The 21,361-nt window shown below is 41.3% G+C and carries 16 protein-coding genes; 14 read left to right on the top strand and 2 right to left on the bottom strand.

Features of this window, described 5'->3' with window-relative positions; genetic code table 11:
• Positions 1-14 precede the first annotated feature (14 nt).
• The 14 genes from metG to DW033_RS15485 all read left to right on the top strand — a co-directional run bounded on the left by metG (position 15) and on the right by DW033_RS15485 (position 18,496).
• Positions 15-2,054 (top strand): methionine--tRNA ligase, encoded by a 2,040-nt coding sequence (gene metG / locus DW033_RS15555; RefSeq protein WP_122382906.1) that lies wholly within the window; start codon positions 15-17, stop codon positions 2,052-2,054.
• A 72-nt stretch (positions 2,055-2,126) separates the two neighbouring features.
• Complete coding sequence (locus tag DW033_RS15550) at positions 2,127-3,257, top strand: DegT/DnrJ/EryC1/StrS aminotransferase family protein (RefSeq protein WP_048928508.1); 1,131 nt, start codon at positions 2,127-2,129, stop codon at positions 3,255-3,257.
• Positions 3,254-4,279 carry a Gfo/Idh/MocA family protein gene (locus DW033_RS15545; protein WP_057319914.1) on the top strand — a complete coding sequence of 342 codons (1,026 nt, stop codon included), beginning with the start codon at positions 3,254-3,256 and terminating at the stop codon, positions 4,277-4,279. The genes DW033_RS15550 and DW033_RS15545 overlap by 4 nt, the downstream gene beginning before the upstream one ends.
• Before the next feature lie 337 nt (positions 4,280-4,616).
• Positions 4,617-6,062: a lipopolysaccharide biosynthesis protein gene (locus DW033_RS15535; protein WP_057319945.1), complete on the top strand. Its 1,446-nt coding sequence runs from the start codon at positions 4,617-4,619 to the stop codon at positions 6,060-6,062.
• A gap of 4 nt (positions 6,063-6,066) precedes the next feature.
• On the top strand, positions 6,067-7,152 hold the full coding sequence (glf, locus tag DW033_RS15530) for a UDP-galactopyranose mutase (RefSeq protein WP_057319916.1): 1,086 nt from the start codon (positions 6,067-6,069) through the stop codon (positions 7,150-7,152).
• Entirely contained in the window at positions 7,149-8,186 is a 1,038-nt protein-coding gene (locus DW033_RS15525; RefSeq protein WP_008774354.1) for a hypothetical protein, read from the top strand. The genes glf and DW033_RS15525 overlap by 4 nt, the downstream gene beginning before the upstream one ends.
• Positions 8,183-9,100: a glycosyltransferase family 2 protein gene (locus DW033_RS15520; protein ID WP_122382904.1), complete on the top strand. Its 918-nt coding sequence runs from the start codon at positions 8,183-8,185 to the stop codon at positions 9,098-9,100. Before DW033_RS15525 ends, DW033_RS15520 begins: the two co-directional genes overlap by 4 nt.
• Positions 9,097-10,224: a glycosyltransferase family 4 protein gene (locus tag DW033_RS15515; RefSeq protein WP_057319918.1), complete on the top strand. Its 1,128-nt coding sequence runs from the start codon at positions 9,097-9,099 to the stop codon at positions 10,222-10,224. Before DW033_RS15520 ends, DW033_RS15515 begins: the two co-directional genes overlap by 4 nt.
• Positions 10,225-10,226: 2 nt before the next feature.
• Entirely contained in the window at positions 10,227-11,090 is an 864-nt protein-coding gene (locus tag DW033_RS15510) for a glycosyltransferase (protein ID WP_122382903.1), read from the top strand.
• The gene (locus tag DW033_RS15505) at positions 11,090-11,878 is read left to right on the top strand and encodes a glycosyl transferase (protein WP_057319920.1); all 789 of its coding nucleotides are present in this window, start codon (positions 11,090-11,092) and stop codon (positions 11,876-11,878) included. Before DW033_RS15510 ends, DW033_RS15505 begins: the two co-directional genes overlap by 1 nt.
• 92 nt (positions 11,879-11,970) lie before the next feature.
• Entirely contained in the window at positions 11,971-13,233 is a 1,263-nt protein-coding gene (locus DW033_RS15500) for a glycosyltransferase family 4 protein (RefSeq protein WP_057319921.1), read from the top strand.
• 98 nt (positions 13,234-13,331) lie between these two features.
• Positions 13,332-15,194: an RNA-binding domain-containing protein gene (locus tag DW033_RS15495; protein WP_008774360.1), complete on the top strand. Its 1,863-nt coding sequence runs from the start codon at positions 13,332-13,334 to the stop codon at positions 15,192-15,194.
• A 12-nt stretch (positions 15,195-15,206) separates the two neighbouring features.
• Complete coding sequence (locus DW033_RS15490) at positions 15,207-15,968, top strand: glycosyltransferase family 2 protein (protein ID WP_122382925.1); 762 nt, start codon at positions 15,207-15,209, stop codon at positions 15,966-15,968.
• A gap of 23 nt (positions 15,969-15,991) precedes the next feature.
• Positions 15,992-18,496, top strand: a complete 2,505-nt coding sequence (locus DW033_RS15485; protein WP_122382902.1) for a YfhO family protein — start codon at positions 15,992-15,994, stop codon at positions 18,494-18,496.
• Between the two features lie 43 nt (positions 18,497-18,539).
• On the opposite strand, the gene DW033_RS15480 is transcribed toward DW033_RS15485, so the two are convergent.
• A complete protein-coding gene (locus DW033_RS15480) occupies positions 18,540-19,667 on the bottom strand; it encodes a glycosyltransferase (protein WP_122144704.1) in 1,128 nt (375 codons plus the stop codon).
• A 102-nt stretch (positions 19,668-19,769) separates the two neighbouring features.
• Positions 19,770-21,188 carry an adenosylhomocysteinase gene (gene ahcY / locus DW033_RS15475; protein WP_011966979.1) on the bottom strand — a complete coding sequence of 473 codons (1,419 nt, stop codon included), beginning with the start codon at positions 21,186-21,188 and terminating at the stop codon, positions 19,770-19,772.
• Positions 21,189-21,361 lie beyond the last annotated feature (173 nt).

The raw sequence follows: 21,361 nt of genomic DNA, 5'->3' as shown, positions 1-21,361 counted from the left end.
AGAGAACACAAGGTATGGAAAAACATTTTAAGAGAACGCTGATTACTACGGCGTTGCCGTATGCGAACGGACCGGTGCATATCGGACACTTGGCCGGGGTGTATGTGCCTGCTGATATTTATGCCCGTTACCTTCGTTTGAAGGGAGAGGAAGTGTTGATGATTGGTGGTTCGGACGAGCATGGGGTACCCATTACGTTGAGAGCGAAGAAAGAGGGGATCACACCGCAGGATGTGGTGGATCGTTACCACGGTATTATCAAGAAATCGTTCGAGGAGTTCGGTATCACGTTTGATATCTATTCACGTACTACTTCCGCTACGCATCATCAGATGGCCTCGGATTTTTTCCGTACATTGTATGATAAAGGCGAATTCATCGAGAAAACAAGCGAGCAATACTACGATGAGGAGGCGAAGCAATTCTTGGCCGACCGCTATATTACGGGTACTTGTCCGCATTGCGGAAACGAGAAAGCGTATGGCGATCAGTGTGAGGCTTGCGGTACTTCCCTTAGCCCGACGGATTTGATCGATCCGAAATCCGCTATCAGTGGCAGCAAGCCGGTGATGCGTGAGACGAAGCATTGGTATCTGCCTTTGGATAAGTGGGAGCCATTCTTGCGTAAATGGATCTTGGAGGATCATAAGGAATGGAAGCCGAACGTCTACGGGCAGTGTAAGAGTTGGCTGGATATGGGTCTGCAACCCCGTGCGGTGAGTCGCGATTTGGATTGGGGTATCCCTGTTCCCGTAGAAGGGGCGGAAGGAAAGGTGCTGTATGTATGGTTCGACGCTCCGATTGGTTATATCTCTAATACGAAGGAGTTACTGCCGGATAGCTGGGAGACTTGGTGGAAGGATCCGGAGACTAAAATGGTCCATTTCATCGGTAAAGATAATATCGTGTTCCATTGTATCGTGTTCCCTTCCATGCTGAAAGCGGAAGGTTCTTATAACTTGCCGGAGAATGTCCCCGCCAACGAGTTCTTGAACTTGGAGGGCGACAAGATCTCTACTTCCCGCAACTGGGCGGTTTGGTTGAACGAGTATCTGGTGGATATGCCGGGCAAGCAAGACGTGTTGCGCTATGTCTTGACGGCCAACGCACCGGAGACAAAGGATAATGATTTCACATGGAAAGATTTTCAGGCTCGTAATAATAACGAGTTGGTCGCTATCTTAGGGAATTTCGTGAACCGTGCATTAGTCCTTACGGATAAGTATTTCGAGGGTAAGGTGCCGGCGGCAGGTGAGTTGACGGATTATGATCGTCAGACCTTGAAGGATTTTGCGGATGTGAAAGAGAACGTGGAACGCCTGTTGGATACCTACCACTTCCGTGACGCTCAGAAAGAGGCGATGAACCTAGCCCGTATCGGAAATAAGTATCTCGCTGATATGGAGCCTTGGAAGTTGGCGAAGACGGATATGCCTCGTGTCGCTACGATCATGAATATCGCTTTGCAGATTACGGCTAATCTGGCGATCGCTTTTGAGCCGTTCTTGCCGTTTAGCATGGAGAAACTGAATAAGATGCTGAATGTAGAGCCGTTGGGATGGAATCGCCTAGGTGCTACGGATCTATTGGAGGCCGGTCATCAATTGAGCAAGGCAGAGTTGTTGTTCGAGAAGATAGAGGATAGTGTGATCGAGGCCCAAGTGCAGAAATTATTGGATACGAAGAAAGCGAATGAGGAAGCGAATTATAAGGCGAAACCGATCCGTGAGAATATTGAGTTCGATGATTTCATGAAACTGGATATCCGTGTGGGTACGGTGCTGGAATGCACGAAAGTTCCGAAAGCGGATAAGCTGCTTCAGTTCCGTATAGACGATGGTCTGGAGAAACGCACGATCGTATCGGGCATCGCCCAGCATTATAAACCCGAGGAATTGGTAGGCAAGCAAGTTTGCTTCATCGCTAACTTAGCTCCCCGTAAGCTGAAAGGTATTGTTTCCGAGGGTATGATTCTCTCCGCCGAGAATTTCGATGGAAAGCTGGCCGTTATCACCCCGGAGAAAGAGGTGAAACCGGGTAGCGAGGTGAAATAATAAGATAAACGCAATAATGAGGGGGCTATTCCGTTTTAACGACGGGATAGCCCTATTTTTTGAATGGATAAGATGCTTGAGAAACAGATACAGATGGTAGATCTGCGGAAGCAGTATGAACGTTTGCGTAGTGAGATCGATCCTGCCATGCAAACGGTGATAAATGCTTGCGCCTTTATCAATGGCCCTCAGGTGAAGGGATTTTGTAACCATTTATCAGATTATTTAGGTATTCCTTATGCGATCCCGTGCGGCAACGGTACGGATGCTTTGCAAATCTCCTTGATGGCATTCGACTTACATCCGGGCGATGAGGTGATCGTTCCTGCTTTTACGTATATCGCCGCGGCTGAGGTCGCTTTGGCTCTTGGCCTAGTGCCGGTATTAGTGGATGTAGATCCCGGTACATTCAATATAGACCCGGAAAAGATAGAAGATGCCCTGTCTGAAAAGACGAGAGCTATTATCGCGGTTCATCTTTTTGGCCAGTGTTGTGATATGGAATCGATCTTGAGTATCGCTGGCCGCCATAATTTATATGTGATCGAGGATAATGCCCAATCCATCGGTGCTAATTATACCTTCTCGGATGGAACGGTAAAGAAAGCCGGTACGATCGCCTCTATAGGTACGACCTCTTTCTTCCCCTCGAAACCGTTGGCTTGTTATGGAGATGGTGGGGCGATGTTTACTTCCGACGTGCGATTGGCCGAACGCCTGCGAATGATCGCCAATCATGGGCAAAAGATGAAATATCATCATTCTTTGGTGGGCTGCAACTCCCGTTTGGATACCTTGCAGGCCGCTGTCTTAGATGTTAAGCTTCGGTATTTGGATGAATTTGCCGCCGCTCGTTGTAAAGTGGCTGCTAGATACGATGCTGCCTTTTCCGGATTGAAAACTGTACGCAAACCGCTAAAATCAGTCTTTTCATCGCATGTCTATCATCAATATACGGTACAGCTAGCTGTAGAAAAGAGGGATCAAGTACAAGCAGCGTTAAAAGAACGAGGTATTCCTTCTATGATTTATTATCCATTGCCTTTGCAGGAGCAGGAGGTGATGAGGGGTCGATGCCGGATTTCCGGGGATTTGAATGTCGCTTCTCGCTTGAGCCGATCCGTATTATCCTTGCCGATTCATACGGAGATGACAGAAGAGGAGCAGGCTTATATTATAGAATCTATAAAGAGTGTTTTATGAATAAGAAGATACGTTTCGCCGTGATCGGCTGTGGTCATATAGGTAAGCGTCATGCCGAGATGATTACCCGGGATGAAGGGGCAGAGTTGGTCGCTTTGTGTGATATCCGTCCGAAAGAGGAGCTGGGGATCGAGGCTTATGCGGTCCCTTTCGCCCGGAATATAGATGAACTATTCCGTTTGGGATTGGATATAGATGTGGTGAATATTTGTACACCCAACGGTTTACATGCCGAGATGGCGATCCAAGCGATAGAAAGCGGACATCATGTGGTCATAGAAAAGCCTATGGCCTTGACCTTGGCGGATGCCGAGAAAGTGGTTTATACCTCGCTGAGGTTCCGTAAGCAGGTATTTTGCGTGATGCAAAACCGATATTCCCCGCCTTCGGTCTGGATCAAGGAGATGGTTGAGTCCGGAAAATTAGGCCAGATTTATATGGTGCAGCTGAATTGCTACTGGAACCGTGACGAACGCTACTATAAACCCGGAGGATGGCATGGCGACGCTGCCTTGGATGGTGGAACCTTATTCACCCAATTCTCCCATTTCATCGACATTATGTACTGGTTATTCGGGGATATCTGTAATATCCAGACCCGTTTCGCCGACTTCAACCACGAGAAACTGACCGCCTTTGAGGATTCCGGTTTCGTGAATTTTAATTTCGTGAACGGTGGAATGGGTAGTTTGAGCTACTCTACGGCGGTATGGGACAAGAATCTGGAAAGCAGCATGCTGATCGTGGCTGAGAATGGCAGCGTGAAAATCGGCGGTCAATATATGAATGAGGTAGAATATTGCCATATCAAGGGGTATGAAATGCCGGAATTGGCCCCTACCAACCCCGGCAATGATTATGGCCCTTACAAAGGCTCCGCCCAAAACCACAACTTCGTGATCCGTAACGTAGTCAATGTCCTTTCCGGCGCCCCCGGCGAGATCATAACGACCAACGTCTTGGAAGGTATGAAGGTGGTGGATATTATACGGAGGATTTATGCGGGGAAAAGTGTGAAATAGCAGTGAGTAGATATGTGAAATCATTACAATAAGGTGATGATTTTGTGTGTCGCTATAATTATTTGATAATCAGAGCTCCAAAAAGACGTGCATGTTTCTCGGAAAACATGTACGTCTTTTTTGAAAAGTTGCTCATGTTTTTAAGAAAACACGTACGTGTTTTTCTATGGAAGATAAAGAGGGTTCGAAGGATAAAAAGAATTTTTACAATAACTCTTTGTTTCCACATCATCTGCGGAAGATCGTAAATATACATAAAGCAAAGAAAAGCTTTCATTTTTTTAGTGTTAGCCAAAGGTAAATGCTTATCTTTGCCGCACTTTACCATACGTATCAAATGGCGGAACAATCATTAAAAGATAAGACAGCGAAAGGGCTCTTCTGGGGAGGGGTAAGTAATGGTGTGCAACAGTTGTTGGGGATGTTGTTTGGTATTTATCTGGCACGTACACTTAATGCCGAGGATTATGGATTGGTTGGGATGTTGGCGATATTTAGTGGTATTGCAGGTACGATTATAAATAGCGGATTTACAGTGGCACTAACTAATAAACAAGAAGTTACACATAAGGAATATAATGCGGTCTTTTGGTTTATGGTTTTTACAGGTTTGCTTTTGTATGTAATTTTATTTTTTAGTGCGCCTTTGATTGCTGGGTTTTATAAACGTCCTGAATTAATAGCATTATCTCGTGTGTTATTTATTAGTTTCTTTTTAGCTGGTATAGCAGGGGTTCCATATACGGTAATGTTTAGAAAACTGATGGTAAAGGAACAAGCTAAAATTGATATTGTTTCTTTATTATTATCAGGAATAGTGGGTGTGTCGTTAGCGGTGAGTGGCTTTGCTTATTGGGCTTTAGCGATTCAGAGTTTGGTATATGTCGGAATGAGCTCTTTGTTGAAATGTTATATATCTCCTTGGAGACCAACTTTTGAGCTAGACTTTAGGCCTCTAAAAGGAATGTTCTCTTTTAGCGTGAAATTGTTTTTGACCAATGTGTTTACTCAAATTAATAATAATATTTTCTCTGTTTTGCTAGGACGATTTTACAGTGCAAATCAAGTGGGATATTATTCTCAAGGTAATAAGTGGATGACGATGGGTGGCTCTGTTATATGCGGTATGATTAATAGTGTTGCACAACCTATTTTTGCTCGATCATCTACAGATAAAGATTACCAAGTTAAAATTTTTAGAAAGATGTTGCGCTTTACGGCATTTGTATCATTCCCTTTGATGTTGGGGTTGGCTTTTATCTCAAAAGAGTTTGTTCTTCTGATACTTGGTGAAAAATGGTCTAATAGTATTTCTATATTGCAGTTATTATGTATTTGGGGAGCTATATCTCCTATTCAAGTCTTATATTCACAAATTGTTATTAGTTGTGGACGTTCTGATTTCTACTTAAATAATCATGTTGTAATAGGATTAATTCAATTTTTCTTGGCTTTTTATATGACAAGGTACGGAATTTTAGCGATGACAGCAGGTTACGTAGGTGTGTATTCTATTATTTGGATGTTAATGTGGCATGTTTATTTGAGTAAATTAGTTCCTATTCGTTTGTCAAGTGTATTATGTGACATTATGCCATATTTAGTATTGACTTTATCCTCAATAAGTATCGTTTTCTTTATCACAAAAAATATGGAGAATCTGTTGCTTCTATTGATCTTAAAGATTATCTTAGTCGCAATATTGTATATATTATTTGTTTGGTTAACAGGTTCTAAGATATTTAAGGAGAGTATTGTTTTTATTAAAGGACTTAAATCGTAACAAGATGGCAAGATATGATGTAGTAATAGTTGGTGCGGGGTTGTTTGGCTCTTTGTCTGCATATAAATATAAAAGCCTCGGTAGAAAGGTTCTTGTAATAGATAAACGCTCTCATGTTGGGGGAAATTTATACTGTGAAAGTATAGAAGGAATCAATGTACATAAGTATGGGGCTCACATATTCCATACTTCTAACAAGAAAGTATGGGATTTTGTAAATTCATTCGTTGAATTCAACAGATTCACAAATTCTCCATTGGCTAATTATAAGAATGTCTTATACAATCTGCCTTTTAATATGAATACTTTTTATCAGCTTTGGGGTACCAAAACTCCTGCGGAAGCAAAAGCTGAAATTGAACGTCAACGCGCAGAAGTGCAGATTGATGACCCTAAGAATTTGGAAGAACAAGCACTATCTCTTGTGGGAAAGGATATTTATGAGAAATTGATCAAAGGATATACGGAGAAGCAATGGGGAAAAAGCCCTCGTGATTTACCCGCTTTCATAATAAAACGTATACCTCTTCGATATACTTTTGATAATAATTATTTCTCTGATATTTATCAGGGTATTCCTGCAGGAGGATATAATGGTCTTATATCAAAACTATTGGAAGGGTGTGAGGTGCTTTGTAATGCTGATTTTTTTAAGGATCGTACATATTTTGAGGCGTTAGCAAATCAAATAGTGTATACTGGTAGAATTGATGAATATTTTACCTTTAGTGAAGGACATTTGGATTTTCGAAGTTTATATTTTGAACAAGAATTATTAGATATTGATAACTATCAAGGTAATGCAGTCATAAATTATACAGATGCTGATATTCCTTATACAAGGATTATCGAGCATAAACATTTTGAATTTGGGATGCAGCCTAAGACTGTTATTACACGTGAATACCCTATCTCTTGGCAAGAAGGTGCAGATCCTTATTATCCTATTAATGATGAAAGGAATACAACTTTGTTTGAAAAATATAAATATTTGGCAGATCGTGAAAAACATGTTTGTTTTGGGGGACGTTTAGCTGAATACAAATATTATGATATGAACCAGATAGTAGAAAAAGTTGTCATTGTATGATACAGGCTAGAATTTTAAAACATCAGATTTATATTTATTGTCCTGCAAATTTTGTAACAGGTGGGACGGAGTTATTGCATCAATTGGTAGATGTGTTGAGGAATAATGGTGCGGAGGCTTATATCTATTATATAGGTGAACCAGATGCGGCAATCCCGGATGCTTTTAAGAGATATAATATTCAACAGAGTTTGGAAATTGTCGATAGAGAAGACAATATTGTCGTATTGCCAGAAACATTGTTTAAACATCATATAGACATCAAATATGCTCGCATTTACTTATGGTGGTTGAGTGTGGACAATTTTTATAATGGTTGTATGTTTAATTTACCATTAAAAGAGTTGTTTGACTTTAGTAAACGAATGTTTGTAGATCGTTTCATTCTGAATTTTAAGGGATATGCAAGTCCAGAGGATAAGAGAGGTCGGATTTCTTTAAATAGCCTTTCTTCAGAACGGTATGTGTCCCTGTATCAGTCGGAATATGCTCATCATTTTCTTTATACGAAAGGGTTTAAATATGTATTGCCTTTAAAAGATTATATCAATACGGAATTTTATGAGATACCTAAAGTTTCAGGACGTGAGAATATCGTGTTATATAATCCAGCAAAAGGTATGGAATATACTAGGCAATTAATACGTTTGTCTCCTGACTTAGAATGGCGTCCTATACAAGGTCTTAAACGTAAACAGTTAGTAGAGCTTCTAAGGAAAAGTAAATTATATATAGATTTTGGTAATCATCCGGGGAAAGACCGTTTGCCTCGTGAGGCAGCATTGAATGGTTGTTGTCTTATTACAGGAATTAGGGGAGCTGCTTATTTTTACGAAGATATTCCAATTCCGGATATTTATAAGCTTGATGAGAAGAAAGTTTCTAAGGAAGATGTCATTTCTTTGATAAGAAATGTATTAGCAGATTACGAGAAATGTTTCTCTGACTTTAATTATTATAGGAGTCGGATTTTGATGGAAAAGGCTGAATTTGAGGAAGATGTTAAAAAGCTTTTCTTGAGGGAGTCGGTATGATTAGTATTGTATATGTAAATTATAAAACAGCTTCGTTGGTAATAGATAGTATTAAGTCTGTTAAGGAAAATACAACAGGGGTAGACTATGAAATTATAGTTGTGGATAATGCTTCTGGTGACTATTCCTTGGATTTGATAAGGAAACAATATCCAGAGGTTATTTGTATTCAAGCAGATGATAACTTGGGTTTTGGAAAAGCTAATAATTTGGCTCTTGATCAAGCGAAAGGTGATTGTATCTTGTTTTTGAATCCTGATACACTATTGTTGAATAATGCTCTTTTCGAATTATATTCATTTTTAAGGTCCTCGGATAAAATAGGAGCTTGTGGGGGGAATTTGTATGATGAGGATAATAAGCCGACAACCTCGTTTAGCCGTAAATATCCGTCTTTCTTTTGGGAGCTACTATCTATTATGTACATATCGCCAATCTCTTTATCTCATCCTCGATCTATATTTTTCAATGTTTCAAATAAACCCATACGGGTTGCTTCTATTGTTGGTGCAGACCTGATGGTGAGGAAATCTGTTTTATCTCAGGTAGGTGCTTTTGCTCCTGAGTTCTTTATGAACTATGAAGAAACAGAGTTGTGTCATCGGATCCATAAAGCTAAATTTGATATTTATTCTGTCCCCTTAGCAAAGATCACACATTTGGAGGGTCGTGCTTCTTATATAAAGCAATCTCGTCTTTATTTTTTATATGAGGGACAATACTTTTATTTTCGAAAGGTTTATGGTATCTCTGGCTGCCGATTGATCTTTGCTATTACCCAGTTGAAAAGTTATATTCGTATTCTTCAATTCTTATTGTTGGGAAATTCGGAAAGACGTTCTTATTGGAAAATGAAGTTGGAGACAAATAGGAAAGTATGGAACTCCGAAAAGATAAAACGCATTTTGAAATGAAAAAGAAACTTGTGGTTTTTCATCCGGCGATAGCTCCTTATCGAGTAGATTTTTTTAATTCCTTGAATAAGGAGTTTGATGCTATATTCTATTTTGAGTTTGGAGATGTATTGGAGCAATCATTCGCTCAAGATGAGTTGAGAGGGCGATTGGAATTTGTACCTCGCTTTCTGGCTTCGGGATTATTCGGGATTAAGAATCTTAGGACACAGGTTTTCTCAATATTGAGGAAGGAACAGCCGGATGTGGTGTTTTGTAGTGAGTATAATATATTGGGTTTATTATTGTTGGTTTATAAATTTCTATTCAACTGGAAATTGTCTATTTTTACGATCTGTGATGATAGCAAAGAGATTGCTGAAAGCGCAAGTCTTGTGAAAAGATGTATGCGTTTTATCGCGGTTAAGTTTTACAGTGGCATTATCTTGACAAACGATGATGTGCTGTCTTGGTATGTTAAACGCTTTCGGGTAAAGCAGAAATTTTTGTTTTTCCCGATTATCCAAAAAGATCAAGATTTTAGGTTGCTATTGGAGAATGCGTTGCCTGTTTCTAAGATATTGGAGGATACGTATCATTTGGAAGGAAGGCAAGTCTTGTTGTTTGTTGGTCGTTTAATAGATATCAAGAATTTATTCTTTTTACTGGATGCTTTAGCCTTGGTTGTAAATAGGTATCCTAAGGTTATTCTTTTATTTGTTGGTGATGGTGATCAGCGAGTGGCTTTAGAGCGACATGCGGAGAGAAATGGATTGGCTGACCATGTGATTTTCGCTGGGAAAAAGCAAGGTGAGGATCTATATGCTTGTTATAATGTCGGTCAGATATTCATATTGCCAAGTTATTATGAGCGTTTTGGGGCGGTGGTGAATGAGGCATTATTGGCAGGTTGTTATACCTTATGCTCTGTTGTTGCGGGAGCGGCTTGTTTGATTGAGCCGCAAAAAAATGGTGATCTATTTGATCCGGCATCTAAAACATATCTTGCGGAGAAATTGGCGCAAAGTCTGAAGGATTGTGAAGGTCTTAAACAAATTTCGTTGAAAGCGAATAAGATGTGTTATAGTTACGATCAGTATATAACCTCTTTTTTCAATCAGTTAAATTCTATAATAGATAAGTAAGAATGGATATTCGTTTATATTGGGAGAAAGTTTATTGGGCGTTAGCGAAACGTGTCTTTAAAAGAAAGCAGAAAACTTATGAGGATTGGTTGGCGAAAGGATATACCAATCAACCGCTTGTCAGCTTTATTATAGAATCTCACAATAAAAGTGTGGGAGTCAAATGTATTGTCAGTAAATTACGTGAGTATCCGAATGCTGAGATCGTAGTAATAGATGATGGTTCTGAGTACAAACATACTAAGTCTCTTATGAGGTATCTTACTCGTGGTAATGAATTTTTAGTACGAGCTAATGATTTATATGAGAATGTGATGTATGATAAAACCATTCGTTTTGCGAATGGAGAATATATAGTCTTAATGCAGGATGATGATGAGATTGCTGATTTAGGTTGGATTGATAAAGGTATCTCTTATTTCAAAAAATATCCGGATATGGTTATTTTAGGAGGGCTGAATGGATTGGAGTTTATTATAGATGATAAGGAAAAGTGGGGATATGTAGATTTGTATAAGGATGATCTGTTGGAAGATAAAGATTTCTATTTTGTGCATGCAGTGAATCGGGCACCGATGTTGTTGAATAAAAAATTATTTATTGAACATTTGGAGCATATTGATTTTTCTTTTGCTCCGTTTCAATGCGATGATTGTGAGTTATGTTTACGTGCATGGTTGTATGGTTTGAAAGTCGGGTGGTATAATGCTGGTTTCAAGTCAATGGTGGCAGGAGGAATGCGTATTTGGAATAAGGGACTAATGGGTTTTCAAGAAATAAAAAATCGAGGTAAGTTATATGAAATGTATAAGTCTTCTCTGGAAGAAATTACAGGATTGGTGACTGAAGCGAATAAGACATTGTGATGAAAGTTGGCATTTTATATATAGGTATTGGTAATTATACATTATTGTGGGAAGATTTTTTTAAATCTGCAGAGAAGTATTTGTTCCCGAATGTTGATAAACAGTATTTTCTGTTTACAGATAAAGAATTGTCTGTATCTAAGTCTGTCTCTGTTTATTATCAAAAAGACCTAGGTGGATATAATAATACATTGTATAGATTTAAAATGTTCTATGAGCATAAAGATGATTTTGATAAATGTGATTATTTATTCTTTTTCAATGGAGATACTCTTTTTAAACGGACAATCCATCTGGAGGAATTGAAACCTTCTGCGGAGGATGGCTTTTTAGTTGGTTTAGTTTGGCATATATATAGAATAAAAGATCGGGACAGTTTTCCTTATGATCGGAATCCGGATTCAATGGCCTATATCCCTTATGGTCAAGGTCTCTATTACTTTCAAGGAGGGTTTAATGGTGGACGAACATTTGAATACTTGCAATTGATAGAAGCTTGTATGCGTGACGTTGAAATAGATTCTAAAAAAGGTGTTGTGGCATTTGTGAATGATGAATCTCACTTAAATAAGTATTTATTGAATAAAAAAGTAAAAATAGTAGGAACAGAGTATGGAAAGCCTGAAAAATGGTTTTTTCCTGTTAACAGGAAAGTCATTTTTAGGGATAAAAATGACTTTTTTCGTACTAAAGGTCTGAATTATGATAAAAAACCAGATCATACATCTGCTTTAGTTGCGTTTCTTGTTGATTTTAATAAGTATATTCGAGCAGTATTGAAAGGATGAGATAGATTATTTTTAATGAAATAGGTAGATAAGAATTACATAGAACGCATAGGTGCAGATAAAAATGGTTATTGGAAAATAATAGAGAAGCCATGAATATATTGATATTAAATACTTCTGAATTAACCGGTGGAGCGGCAGTCGCTGCGAACCGACTAGCGAAAGCATTGGGTAAATCTGGTGTAGAGGTTTCTATGTTAGTACGTGATCGGAAAACAGACCATGTAAAAGTTTTCTCTGTAAATAATTCATGGACTTCACATAGGCTTAATTCTTTTCGCTTCATTTGGGAACGACTGATAATCTTTATCTGTAACTTCTTTAGCAAGAAGAACCTTTTTCAAGTTTCCATAGCCAATACAGGCACGGATTTATCGAAGCACCTATTAGTGCAACAGGCGGATGTGATTCATCTGCATTGGGTGAATCAAGGATTTTTGTCTCTTTCTGATATCAAGAAATTAGTAAATACCGGAAAACCCATTGTGTGGACTATGCATGATTTGTGGCCTGCTACGGCTATTTGTCATTATCCGGGAGGATGTGAGAAGTATATATCGAATTGTTATCAGTGCCCGATGCTGAAACGAAATCCGTTTTTTGATTTAGCGGCTTCTGTTTTTAAGGAGAAAGGGAAAATTGGGTTATCTAAGATTACATTTGTCGGTTGTAGCCGATGGATAATGGAAGAGGCCAAAAAATGCAATTGGTTGAGAACTGCCTGTTTTACCTCGATTCCTAACCCGATTGACGTGACAGCCTTTAAGCGTATGGAAAAGCGGGTGGCCCGTAAACGATTCGGCCTGCCGGAAGATAAGTTCCTTCTTCTTTTTGCCGCCGCTAAGCTTTCAGATACCCGGAAGGGAGCGATTTTTTTGATCGAGGCTTGCGAAAAACTAAAAGAGAAATACCAAGATCGCATAGAAATCGTGTTGATGGGAAATAGCTCGGAAGAATTGATTAGCCAGTTTCCTTTTAAGGTGAATACGCTGGGATATATATCGGATCAAGACTCTATGATTTCCGCTTATGCCTGTGCCGATATGTTCGTTATTCCTTCGTTGGAGGATAACTTACCCAATACGATTATGGAGTCGATGGCATGCGGTACGCCTTGTGTGGGATTTGAGACAGGAGGGATTCCGGAGATGATAGATCATTTGAAGAATGGGTATGTAGCTAAATATAAGGATACAAATGATTTGGCTGTAGGGATTAAGTGGATAATTGACAACCAAGAGACTTTTCGATTTAGTGAGGCTTGCGTCCGCAAGGTGCATGATTGTTATAGGGAATCGGTTATTGCCGAAAAATATATAGCTTTGTATCAGAGCCTGTGTAATAAGAGAAAATAGCGTGAAAGAAGATCAGCATATCGAAGTAAGAATGAATGCTTGTTGGTAGGTGATTGAAAGCAAATGAAAATTGCTACATTTGTGGAAAAATGGAATAAATGGACGATCAGCATAAGCCTGAATGGATTAAGGTGGACGAGTGGGATTTTGTAGAATATGTGGATAGCTTGTTACGTAGTCAAGAGGCTGTCGATTTAGAGTTTAAGACCGCTCGTGCCGGATTCCCAAATAGTGTGTGGGAAACGTATTCTTCATTTGCGAATACAGATGGAGGAACTATCGTTCTGGGAATAAAGGAGAAAAATGGGGCACTATTTGTGGAGGGACTTCTTCCAGAGCAAATTGTGTCTTATCGGCAAATCATTTGTAACCAATTGAATAATCCGGATTGCGTTAATGTTAATTTACTTACTGACAAGAATATTCAAGAGGTAGACTATAGAGGAAAATCTCTTTTGCTGATTTATGTTCCGAGAGCATCTCGTTCACAACGTCCTGTATATTTAACAAGAAATCCCTTGAATGGACATACTTATAAACGAAATAATGAGGGAGATTATAAATGTACGGATACGGAAGTTCGCAGAATGATTGCCGATGCGGATGAGGAACATCCGAGAGATTCTCGTATTTTATGTAATTATTCAATGGAAGATATTGATTTGGACTCACTTAAACAATATCGACTGCTACTTTCTAGTCGTCAGCCAGATCACCCTTGGTTGACACTTGATGATATGGCTTTTTTGAGAAAATTGGGAGGATATCGACAAGATAGGCAAACAGGTCAAGAAGGGTTTACTTTAGCGGGTATATTAATGTTTGGAAGGACAGAAAGTATAACAGATAATGAATGTGCTCCATCTTATTTTCCGGATTATCAGGAAAAAATGTCGGTAGATGAGAATGTTAGATGGACAGATCGCATTTGTATGGATGGAACTTGGGAAGCGAATCTTTTTCAATTTTATCGGCGTGTGTATCCTAAATTATCATCTGTACTGCCTAAGCCATTCCGTTTGGAGAATGGTGTGAGATTGGAAGATACTACCACACATGTCGCTTTACGTGAGGCATTTGTAAATACATTGGTGCATTGTGATTATATGGAGGAAGGAAATATAACGATAGAACAATGGAAAGATCGTTATGTATTTAAAAATCCCGGAACACTGCTAGTGAGTAAGGCCCAGTATTATGCCGGAGGTGAAAGTATATGCCGTAATAAGAGCTTGCAAAAGATGTTTATGCTGATTGGCTTCTCTGAGAAAGCAGGAAGTGGGGTGAATAAGATTTTTATGGGTTGGAAAAATGCGAATTGGAGACCTCCATTTGTAGAGGAGCAAAGTCACCCGGATCGGGTGGTGTTGAATTTACCGATGGAAAGTTTGTATCCAGAGGAAGTCTTAGAAGAACTTAAGCGTCTGTTTGGACGGGAAATTGAAAGAATTCCATATGATCAATTCACGGTTTTGGCTCTTTGTTACTCTGAAAAACAAGTATCTAATGAAAGACTTCAATATATTTTGAACCAACATAGCTCAAATATTACAAAGCTACTGAAAAGTATGTGCAATGCTGGTTTTTTGGAGTCTATAGGAAATGGCCGGGGAACTAGGTACCGTTTGCTGTTTTTGGAGAAGGATGAAAGCAAGCCTCAAAAGGATGAAAGCAAACTGAAGAAGGATGAAAGCAAGCCTCAAAAAGATGAAAGCAAACTGGAGAAGGATGAAAGTAAGAAATATATGCGTTATGAGGATTTGTCGAGGTTAATACTATCTGTTTGTGAGGATTATGTAGCTCTGGAAATAATAGCGGAAGCTGTTCATAGAGAGGCTTCTTATTTAATTAATCGGGTTATACCAAGAATGTTAGAGGATGGGCTACTAGAGAGATTATATCCGTCTTCTCCTAAGCATCCTTTACAAAAATATCGTGTGAGACAAGTCGGAAATTTATAAGAGATAATGGAAATGAATCAGCAACCTACATTTTCGATCATAACGATCACCTATAATGCGGAGCGATGGCTGGAGCGTACGATATTGAGCGTACTTAGCCAGTCGTATCCGAATATTGAGTATATATTGATTGACGGAGCGTCGAAGGATAAGACCGTAGAGATCATCAAGCAATATGAGTCCGGTATCGCTTCTTGGATAAGCGAGCCTGATAAAGGCTTGTATGATGCTATGAATAAGGGATTGAAGCTGGCTACGGGGGACTATGTGTGGTTCTTGAATGCGGGTGATACACTTTATACCGCAGATACCGTGCAAAGAATTGTGGCGTCTTTGAAAAAGAAAGTATCTTTGCCTGACGTGATTTACGGAGAGACCCGGATCGTTGATGCGGAGGGTAGATCGTTAGGGATGCGCAGGTTGAAAGCTCCGGAGAAACTGACTTGGAAGAGTTTCCGGATGGGAATGTTGGTTTGTCACCAGTCGTTTATATCAAAACGGGAGATCGCTCCGTTATATAATATGGAATACCGTTTGACGGCGGATTATGATTGGTGTATCCAATGTCTGAGACGATCGAAAAGAATACATAATACACGTTTGATCCTGTCTAATTTTTTGGAGGAAGGGTTAAGTAGTGTGAACCGGAAAGCTTCCTTAAAGGAGCGATATGAGGTCATGTGTAAGTATTATGGCAAGGTGTCGACGATTCTGTTGCATGGTTGGTTCGCCGTGAGATTCTATTTTGCCAAATGGTTTAAAGGTAGAGTATAAACAATAAATTATAGATAAGTTTTATGCGGAGTATAATGAGTAAATGGGGAAAACATATCGCTGCGATAGCCGTATTCTTGGTATTGACGGTGATTTATTTTTCTCCGGCCGTATTTGAAGGTAAGGTAGTCCGGCAAGGGGATACGGAAAAGGCTATCGGTATGGGGAATAGCCAGATGGATGAATATGAGAAGACGGCCCAACCGGGAGAATTCAGCGCATGGTCCGATGCCATGTTTGGCGGAATGCCTTATGTGTCGGGATATGGCAATCCGGCTCCACGGTTTCCCGGATATCTTTTAGTGGAGAAGCCTTTAAAAGCGTTGGGATATATGGATGCGGGGATGGTGTTTACCGGATTCGTCTGTTTTTATATCTTGATGTGTGTCATGGGCGTAAATTGGTGGTTGGCGATCGCTGGTGCCATCGCTTTCGCTTTAGCGTCTTATAATCTGATCATTATAGAGGCCGGCCATGTCACGAAAGCGTATGTAATCGCTTATATGCCATTAACGTTGGCGGGTATGGCCCTGTTGTTCAAGCGTAAGTATTTATGGGGGGCGGTCGTGTTCTTGTTGGGTGTCGCTTTCTCTATCGCGAATACGCACCTGCAAATCACTTATTATTTATTATTACTTTGCTTCTTCGTTTATTTGGGATATTTGTTCAATAAACTGAAGGAAAAAGCTTATAAAGAACTGGGTACGGTAACCGCTATTATGGCTGGATGCGTGATATTGGCGGTGTTGCCGAATGCCCAGAATATGTATGCTCAATGGGATTTGGGACAGAACTCTATCCGTGGGGCTACGGAATTAACGACAACGACCCCTTCGGGCGAGAAGATCTCTTCCGGCTTGGACAAGGATTATGCGTTCGCTTGGAGCTATGGAAAAGGGGAGTTGTTGACCTTGTTGGTTCCGAATGCCTATGGTGGACGTTCGGGTGGAATGCTAGGCCCGGATTCTGAGTTATATAAGGAATTAAGGGCGAAAGGCGCTCAAGTCGGAAAAGAGGTACAGGCTCCTACCTATTGGGGAGAGAAGACATTTACTTCCGGGCCGGTTTATTTCGGGGCATTGGTCTGCTTCTTGTTTGTTCTGGGAATGTTCGTGATCCGGAATCCGATGAAATGGTGGTTATTCGGAGGTTCTGTCTTTTTGATATTGCTGGCATTGGGACGTAATTTTGATAACTTCAATGACTTTATGTTCCATTACTTGCCGATGTATAATAAGTTCCGTACCGTAGAGATGGCATTGGTTATTCCGGGTATGGTATTTCCTATTATCGCTATATGGGGATTGAAAGAGGTGTTATCCGAGACCGTGAGCGATGCCTTGTTGAAGAGAGGATTGATCGCTGCTTTGGCTATCACGGGGGGGCTTTCTTTAATCCTTTGGTTGATGCCGAGTATGCTGTTGGATTTCCGTTCTTCTTTCGACGCTCAATATCAGTTGCCGGATTGGTATTACAACGCCTTGTTAATGGATCGTGCTTCCTTGGCTTCGGCGGATGCGTTGCGCTCTTTGGTCTTTATCTTATTAGGGGCGGCTTTGTTGTTCTGGTTCTATACCTCGAAAGATCGGAAAAAGGTGGCGACATTCGTAGGGATCGGTGTTGCGGTCTTGATGTTGGTTGACTTATGGACGGTGGATAAACGGTATTTGAACGATAGTAACTTTATCCGCCAGAAACCTACAGAGGTATATAAAGAGACGGTAGCCGATCAAGAAATCATGAAGGATAAGGACCTTTCTTATCGTGTCTTGAATTTGAATAATCCTTTCTTGGAGACAACGACCTCGTACTATCACCATTCCGTCGGTGGTTATTACGCCGCGAAGCTGAGACGGTACCAAGAACTGATCGACCACCGTCTGCAAGGAGAGCTTAACTCGGTTATCGGGGCTTTCCAGAAAGCGCAGACTGCGGAGGATTTGATGGGGGCGTTCGCTGCTTGTCCGTCCTTGAATATGCTCAATACACGTTATATTATCTATAATCCGGAGCAACCGCCTTTGAGGAATCCGTTTGCTTTCGGCAACGCTTGGTTTGTGGATAAAGTGGAGGTCGTGGAGAATGCGGATGCGGAAATAGCGGCGTTGAATACGATCAATCCGTTAACGACGGCGGTTGTTGATAAACGTTTCGCTGATGAGGTGAAAGGTTTCACGCCTCAATTGGACTCTACCGCTACGATAACATTGGATAGTTATCGCCCTAATAAGTTAGTTTATACGACGAAGACTAATTCTGAGCAATTAGCAGTATTCTCTGAGATCTATTATCAACCGGGATGGGAGGCTACGATTGATGGGAAGCCCGCTCCGCATTTCCGGGCGGATTGGATATTAAGGGCTATGTTAGTTCCTGCAGGAGAGCATCAGATCGTATTTGAGTTTAGACCGCAAGGTTATATTACGGCGGCTTATATTACTTCTTTCAGTTCGTTGATTATCTTGTTGTTATTGATTGGTGCGGTAGGATATTCGGTTTGGAAAGCTAGAAAGCAAAAAGAGATATAAATTCCGGTTGGTTGTAGAGACGGGGCACGCCCCGTCTCTACAACTAGATGAAACCGCTATTGATAAAATCGAGCAGTTTTCTCGTTAGGGTTTCCCACGAGAGGGCTGCTTTTTCTTTGGATATGTTCGCAGGGATGGTGGCTTGCTGTGAGGGGGTGAAAAGTTCCTCGATACCTTGGGCGAGGGCCGTCGCAGATATCTCAGGCACTACGATGCCTGTACCCGGCTTTTCGATGCTGTTCTTGAAATCGCCTACGGGAGTACTTAACATAGGTAAATCGTAATTGTAGGCTACGGATACGACACCGCTTTGAGTGGCGGAGCGATAGGGGAGTACCAAGGCATCCGCCGCTGAGAAATAAATGGGGATTTCTTCGTCGCTGATATATTCACAGTGGACGAATATACGTTCTTTTGCCGGAGATGCATCGATCAGAGCCTGATACTTCTCGAAACTACCGTAACATTCGCCGGCTATAATGAGATGGTAATCCTCGTTAAGCTGTCCCATCGCTTCTATCAGCAGATCTAATCCTTTATAATCCCGTATCAGTCCAAAGAATAGAAGATTCTTTTTGGACGGATGGATTCCTAATTTCCGGCACGCCTCGTTCTTGTTGATCTTACTCCCGAAATGATTGTAAAGCGGGTGTGGGTTCTGGATATATTTAGCGCCCGGGTAAAGTTTCCGCAAATCATACCGCACGTTATCGCTCATCACGATAAAGCCATGGCATTGCTTGAAAAGTAACGAAGCTAAAGGCTTGTCGAAGAAACGCGGCTCATGGGGAATTGCATTGTGGATAAGGGTGATTACCTTGCAATGCTTCTTCATCCGGTTCGCTACGTGGGCGTATCCGGGAACGAAAAAGGACATCCAGTAAGAGATAATCAGTACGTCCGGCGCATAGGAGCGAATGGCGTTTACGGTACTGAAATAACTAATCGGGTTGACGCTATCTAATACTCGCACGCTCTCGATTTCGATCGCACGGTCTCCCGCTTCTACGTATTGAGTCTTGCCGGGAAATAAGATATCCGGATAAAGACGTTTGAAGTTGAAAGCCTTTACTTCATGACCTTCTTTTACTAATTCCGTATAGAGCATCCCGCTGAATTGGGCGATACCGCCACGATAGGGATAAATGGGGGAGAGAATAGCGAAACGCATGGTAATTGAAATTTAAGAATTGAAAATTGAAAATTAAGAATCGAGAACTACAGGAGCTGCCCTCCCTTCATTATCAATTCTCAACTTTCAATTTTCAATTAATTAGTATCTGTAATGATCGGCCTTGTACGGTCCTTCTACCGGTACGCCGATATAATCAGCTTGCTTTTGTGATAATGTAGATAATTTCACGCCGATACGTTCCAAGTGTAGGCGGGCAACTTCCTCATCCAAGCGTTTCGGTAAGCGGTATACACCTACCTCATAAGCCATTTGCCATAAGTCCATTTGGGCAAGCACTTGGTTCGTGAACGAGTTACTCATTACGAATGACGGGTGTCCCGTAGCGCAACCTAAGTTTACCAAGCGTCCCTCTGCCAATAAGAAGATGGAGTTTCCGTTCGGGAACGTATATTTGTCCACTTGAGGCTTGATATTCGTGTGCTTGATATTCGGATAGTTGACAAGCTTGTCCACTTGGATCTCGTTGTCGAAATGACCGATATTACATACGATCGATTGATCTTTCATCTGTGTCATATGCTCGATCGTGATGATATCGCAGTTTCCGGTGGTTGTAACGAAGATGTTACCCTCTTTCACAGCCTCTTCCATGGTAGTGACCTCGAAACCTTCCATAGCGGCTTGCAAGGCGCAGATCGGATCGATCTCAGTCACGAGTACACGAGCCCCGTAAGAGCGCATGGAGTGAGAGCAGCCTTTACCTACGTCACCGTATCCGGCTACGACTACCACCTTGCCGGCAATCATAACGTCCGTAGCCCGCTTGATGCCGTCCGCCAAAGACTCACGGCAACCGTATAGGTTATCGAACTTGGATTTCGTCACGGAGTCATTAACATTGATAGCCGGAACCAGCAACTCACCTTTCTCCATCATCTGATACAGACGGTGAACGCCGGTGGTCGTCTCTTCCGACACACCTTTCATCTCGGCTACCGTACGGTGCCAACGGCTGTTATCTTCTTGAAGGATACGATTTAATGTATCTAGAATTACCTGTTCCTCATGATTACCGCCTTTGCGGTTGATGGTCTCCGCATCGTTCTCCGCACGATATCCCATGTGAATCAGCAAGGAAGCGTCTCCGCCATCGTCAACAATCATGTGAGGGCCTTTACCTTCCGGGAAACGAAGCGCCATGTCCGTACACCACCAATACTCCTCCAGCGTCTCGCCTTTCCAAGCGAATACCGGTACGCCATCAGCCGCGATAGCAGCTGCCGCATGGTCCTGTGTGGAGAAGATGTTACAGCTAGCCCAGCGAACGTCCGCTCCCAACGCAACTAATGTTTCGATTAACACCGCCGTCTGAATAGTCATATGCAGTGAGCCGGTGATACGTGCGCCTTTCAAGGGTTTCTGATCGGCGTATTTCTGGCGTAGCGCCATTAATCCCGGCATTTCGTGTTCGGCGATCTCGATCTCTTTGCGACCGAATTCAGCCAAACTCATATCTGCCACTTTATAAGGCAGATTAGTTGGAAATAATTGTGACATAAATTAATACTATAAATGGTTGAGACGCAAAGGTACGAAAAAGCGTTGATAGTAGGTGTTCTTTATCTATGAATTTCCATCTAGGGCAGAGGCTTGCCGAGGGGTAGGTGGGTTCGTTACTGCAACCTGCCTTGCAGTAGTTCTGCAACAGCCATGCAGCATTACTGCAACCC

Origin of the sequence: Parabacteroides sp. AF39-10AC (assembly GCF_003635405.1) — a bacterium.
In the GTDB taxonomy this organism is placed as follows: Bacteria; Bacteroidota; Bacteroidia; order Bacteroidales; family Tannerellaceae; genus Parabacteroides; species Parabacteroides distasonis.
Note: the sequence above shows the minus strand (reverse complement) of the source record. Positions and strands in the feature narration are given on the sequence as shown.

Bases quoted from the DNA above. Each gene is read 5' to 3' on its own strand.
- metG (WP_122382906.1), top strand. From the start codon at position 15: ATGGAAAAACATTTTAAGAGAACGCTGATTACTACGGCGTTGCCGTAT.
- DW033_RS15550 (WP_048928508.1), top strand. From the start codon at position 2,127: ATGCTTGAGAAACAGATACAGATGGTAGATCTGCGGAAGCAGTATGAA.
- DW033_RS15545 (WP_057319914.1), top strand. From the start codon at position 3,254: ATGAATAAGAAGATACGTTTCGCCGTGATCGGCTGTGGTCATATAGGT.
- DW033_RS15535 (WP_057319945.1), top strand. From the start codon at position 4,617: ATGGCGGAACAATCATTAAAAGATAAGACAGCGAAAGGGCTCTTCTGG.
- glf (WP_057319916.1), top strand. From the start codon at position 6,067: ATGGCAAGATATGATGTAGTAATAGTTGGTGCGGGGTTGTTTGGCTCT.
- DW033_RS15525 (WP_008774354.1), top strand. From the start codon at position 7,149: ATGATACAGGCTAGAATTTTAAAACATCAGATTTATATTTATTGTCCT.
- DW033_RS15520 (WP_122382904.1), top strand. From the start codon at position 8,183: ATGATTAGTATTGTATATGTAAATTATAAAACAGCTTCGTTGGTAATA.
- DW033_RS15515 (WP_057319918.1), top strand. From the start codon at position 9,097: ATGAAAAAGAAACTTGTGGTTTTTCATCCGGCGATAGCTCCTTATCGA.
- DW033_RS15510 (WP_122382903.1), top strand. From the start codon at position 10,227: ATGGATATTCGTTTATATTGGGAGAAAGTTTATTGGGCGTTAGCGAAA.
- DW033_RS15505 (WP_057319920.1), top strand. From the start codon at position 11,090: ATGAAAGTTGGCATTTTATATATAGGTATTGGTAATTATACATTATTG.
- DW033_RS15500 (WP_057319921.1), top strand. From the start codon at position 11,971: ATGAATATATTGATATTAAATACTTCTGAATTAACCGGTGGAGCGGCA.
- DW033_RS15495 (WP_008774360.1), top strand. From the start codon at position 13,332: ATGGACGATCAGCATAAGCCTGAATGGATTAAGGTGGACGAGTGGGAT.
- DW033_RS15490 (WP_122382925.1), top strand. From the start codon at position 15,207: ATGAATCAGCAACCTACATTTTCGATCATAACGATCACCTATAATGCG.
- DW033_RS15485 (WP_122382902.1), top strand. From the start codon at position 15,992: ATGCGGAGTATAATGAGTAAATGGGGAAAACATATCGCTGCGATAGCC.
- DW033_RS15480 (WP_122144704.1), bottom strand. From the start codon at position 19,667: ATGCGTTTCGCTATTCTCTCCCCCATTTATCCCTATCGTGGCGGTATC.
- ahcY (WP_011966979.1), bottom strand. From the start codon at position 21,188: ATGTCACAATTATTTCCAACTAATCTGCCTTATAAAGTGGCAGATATG.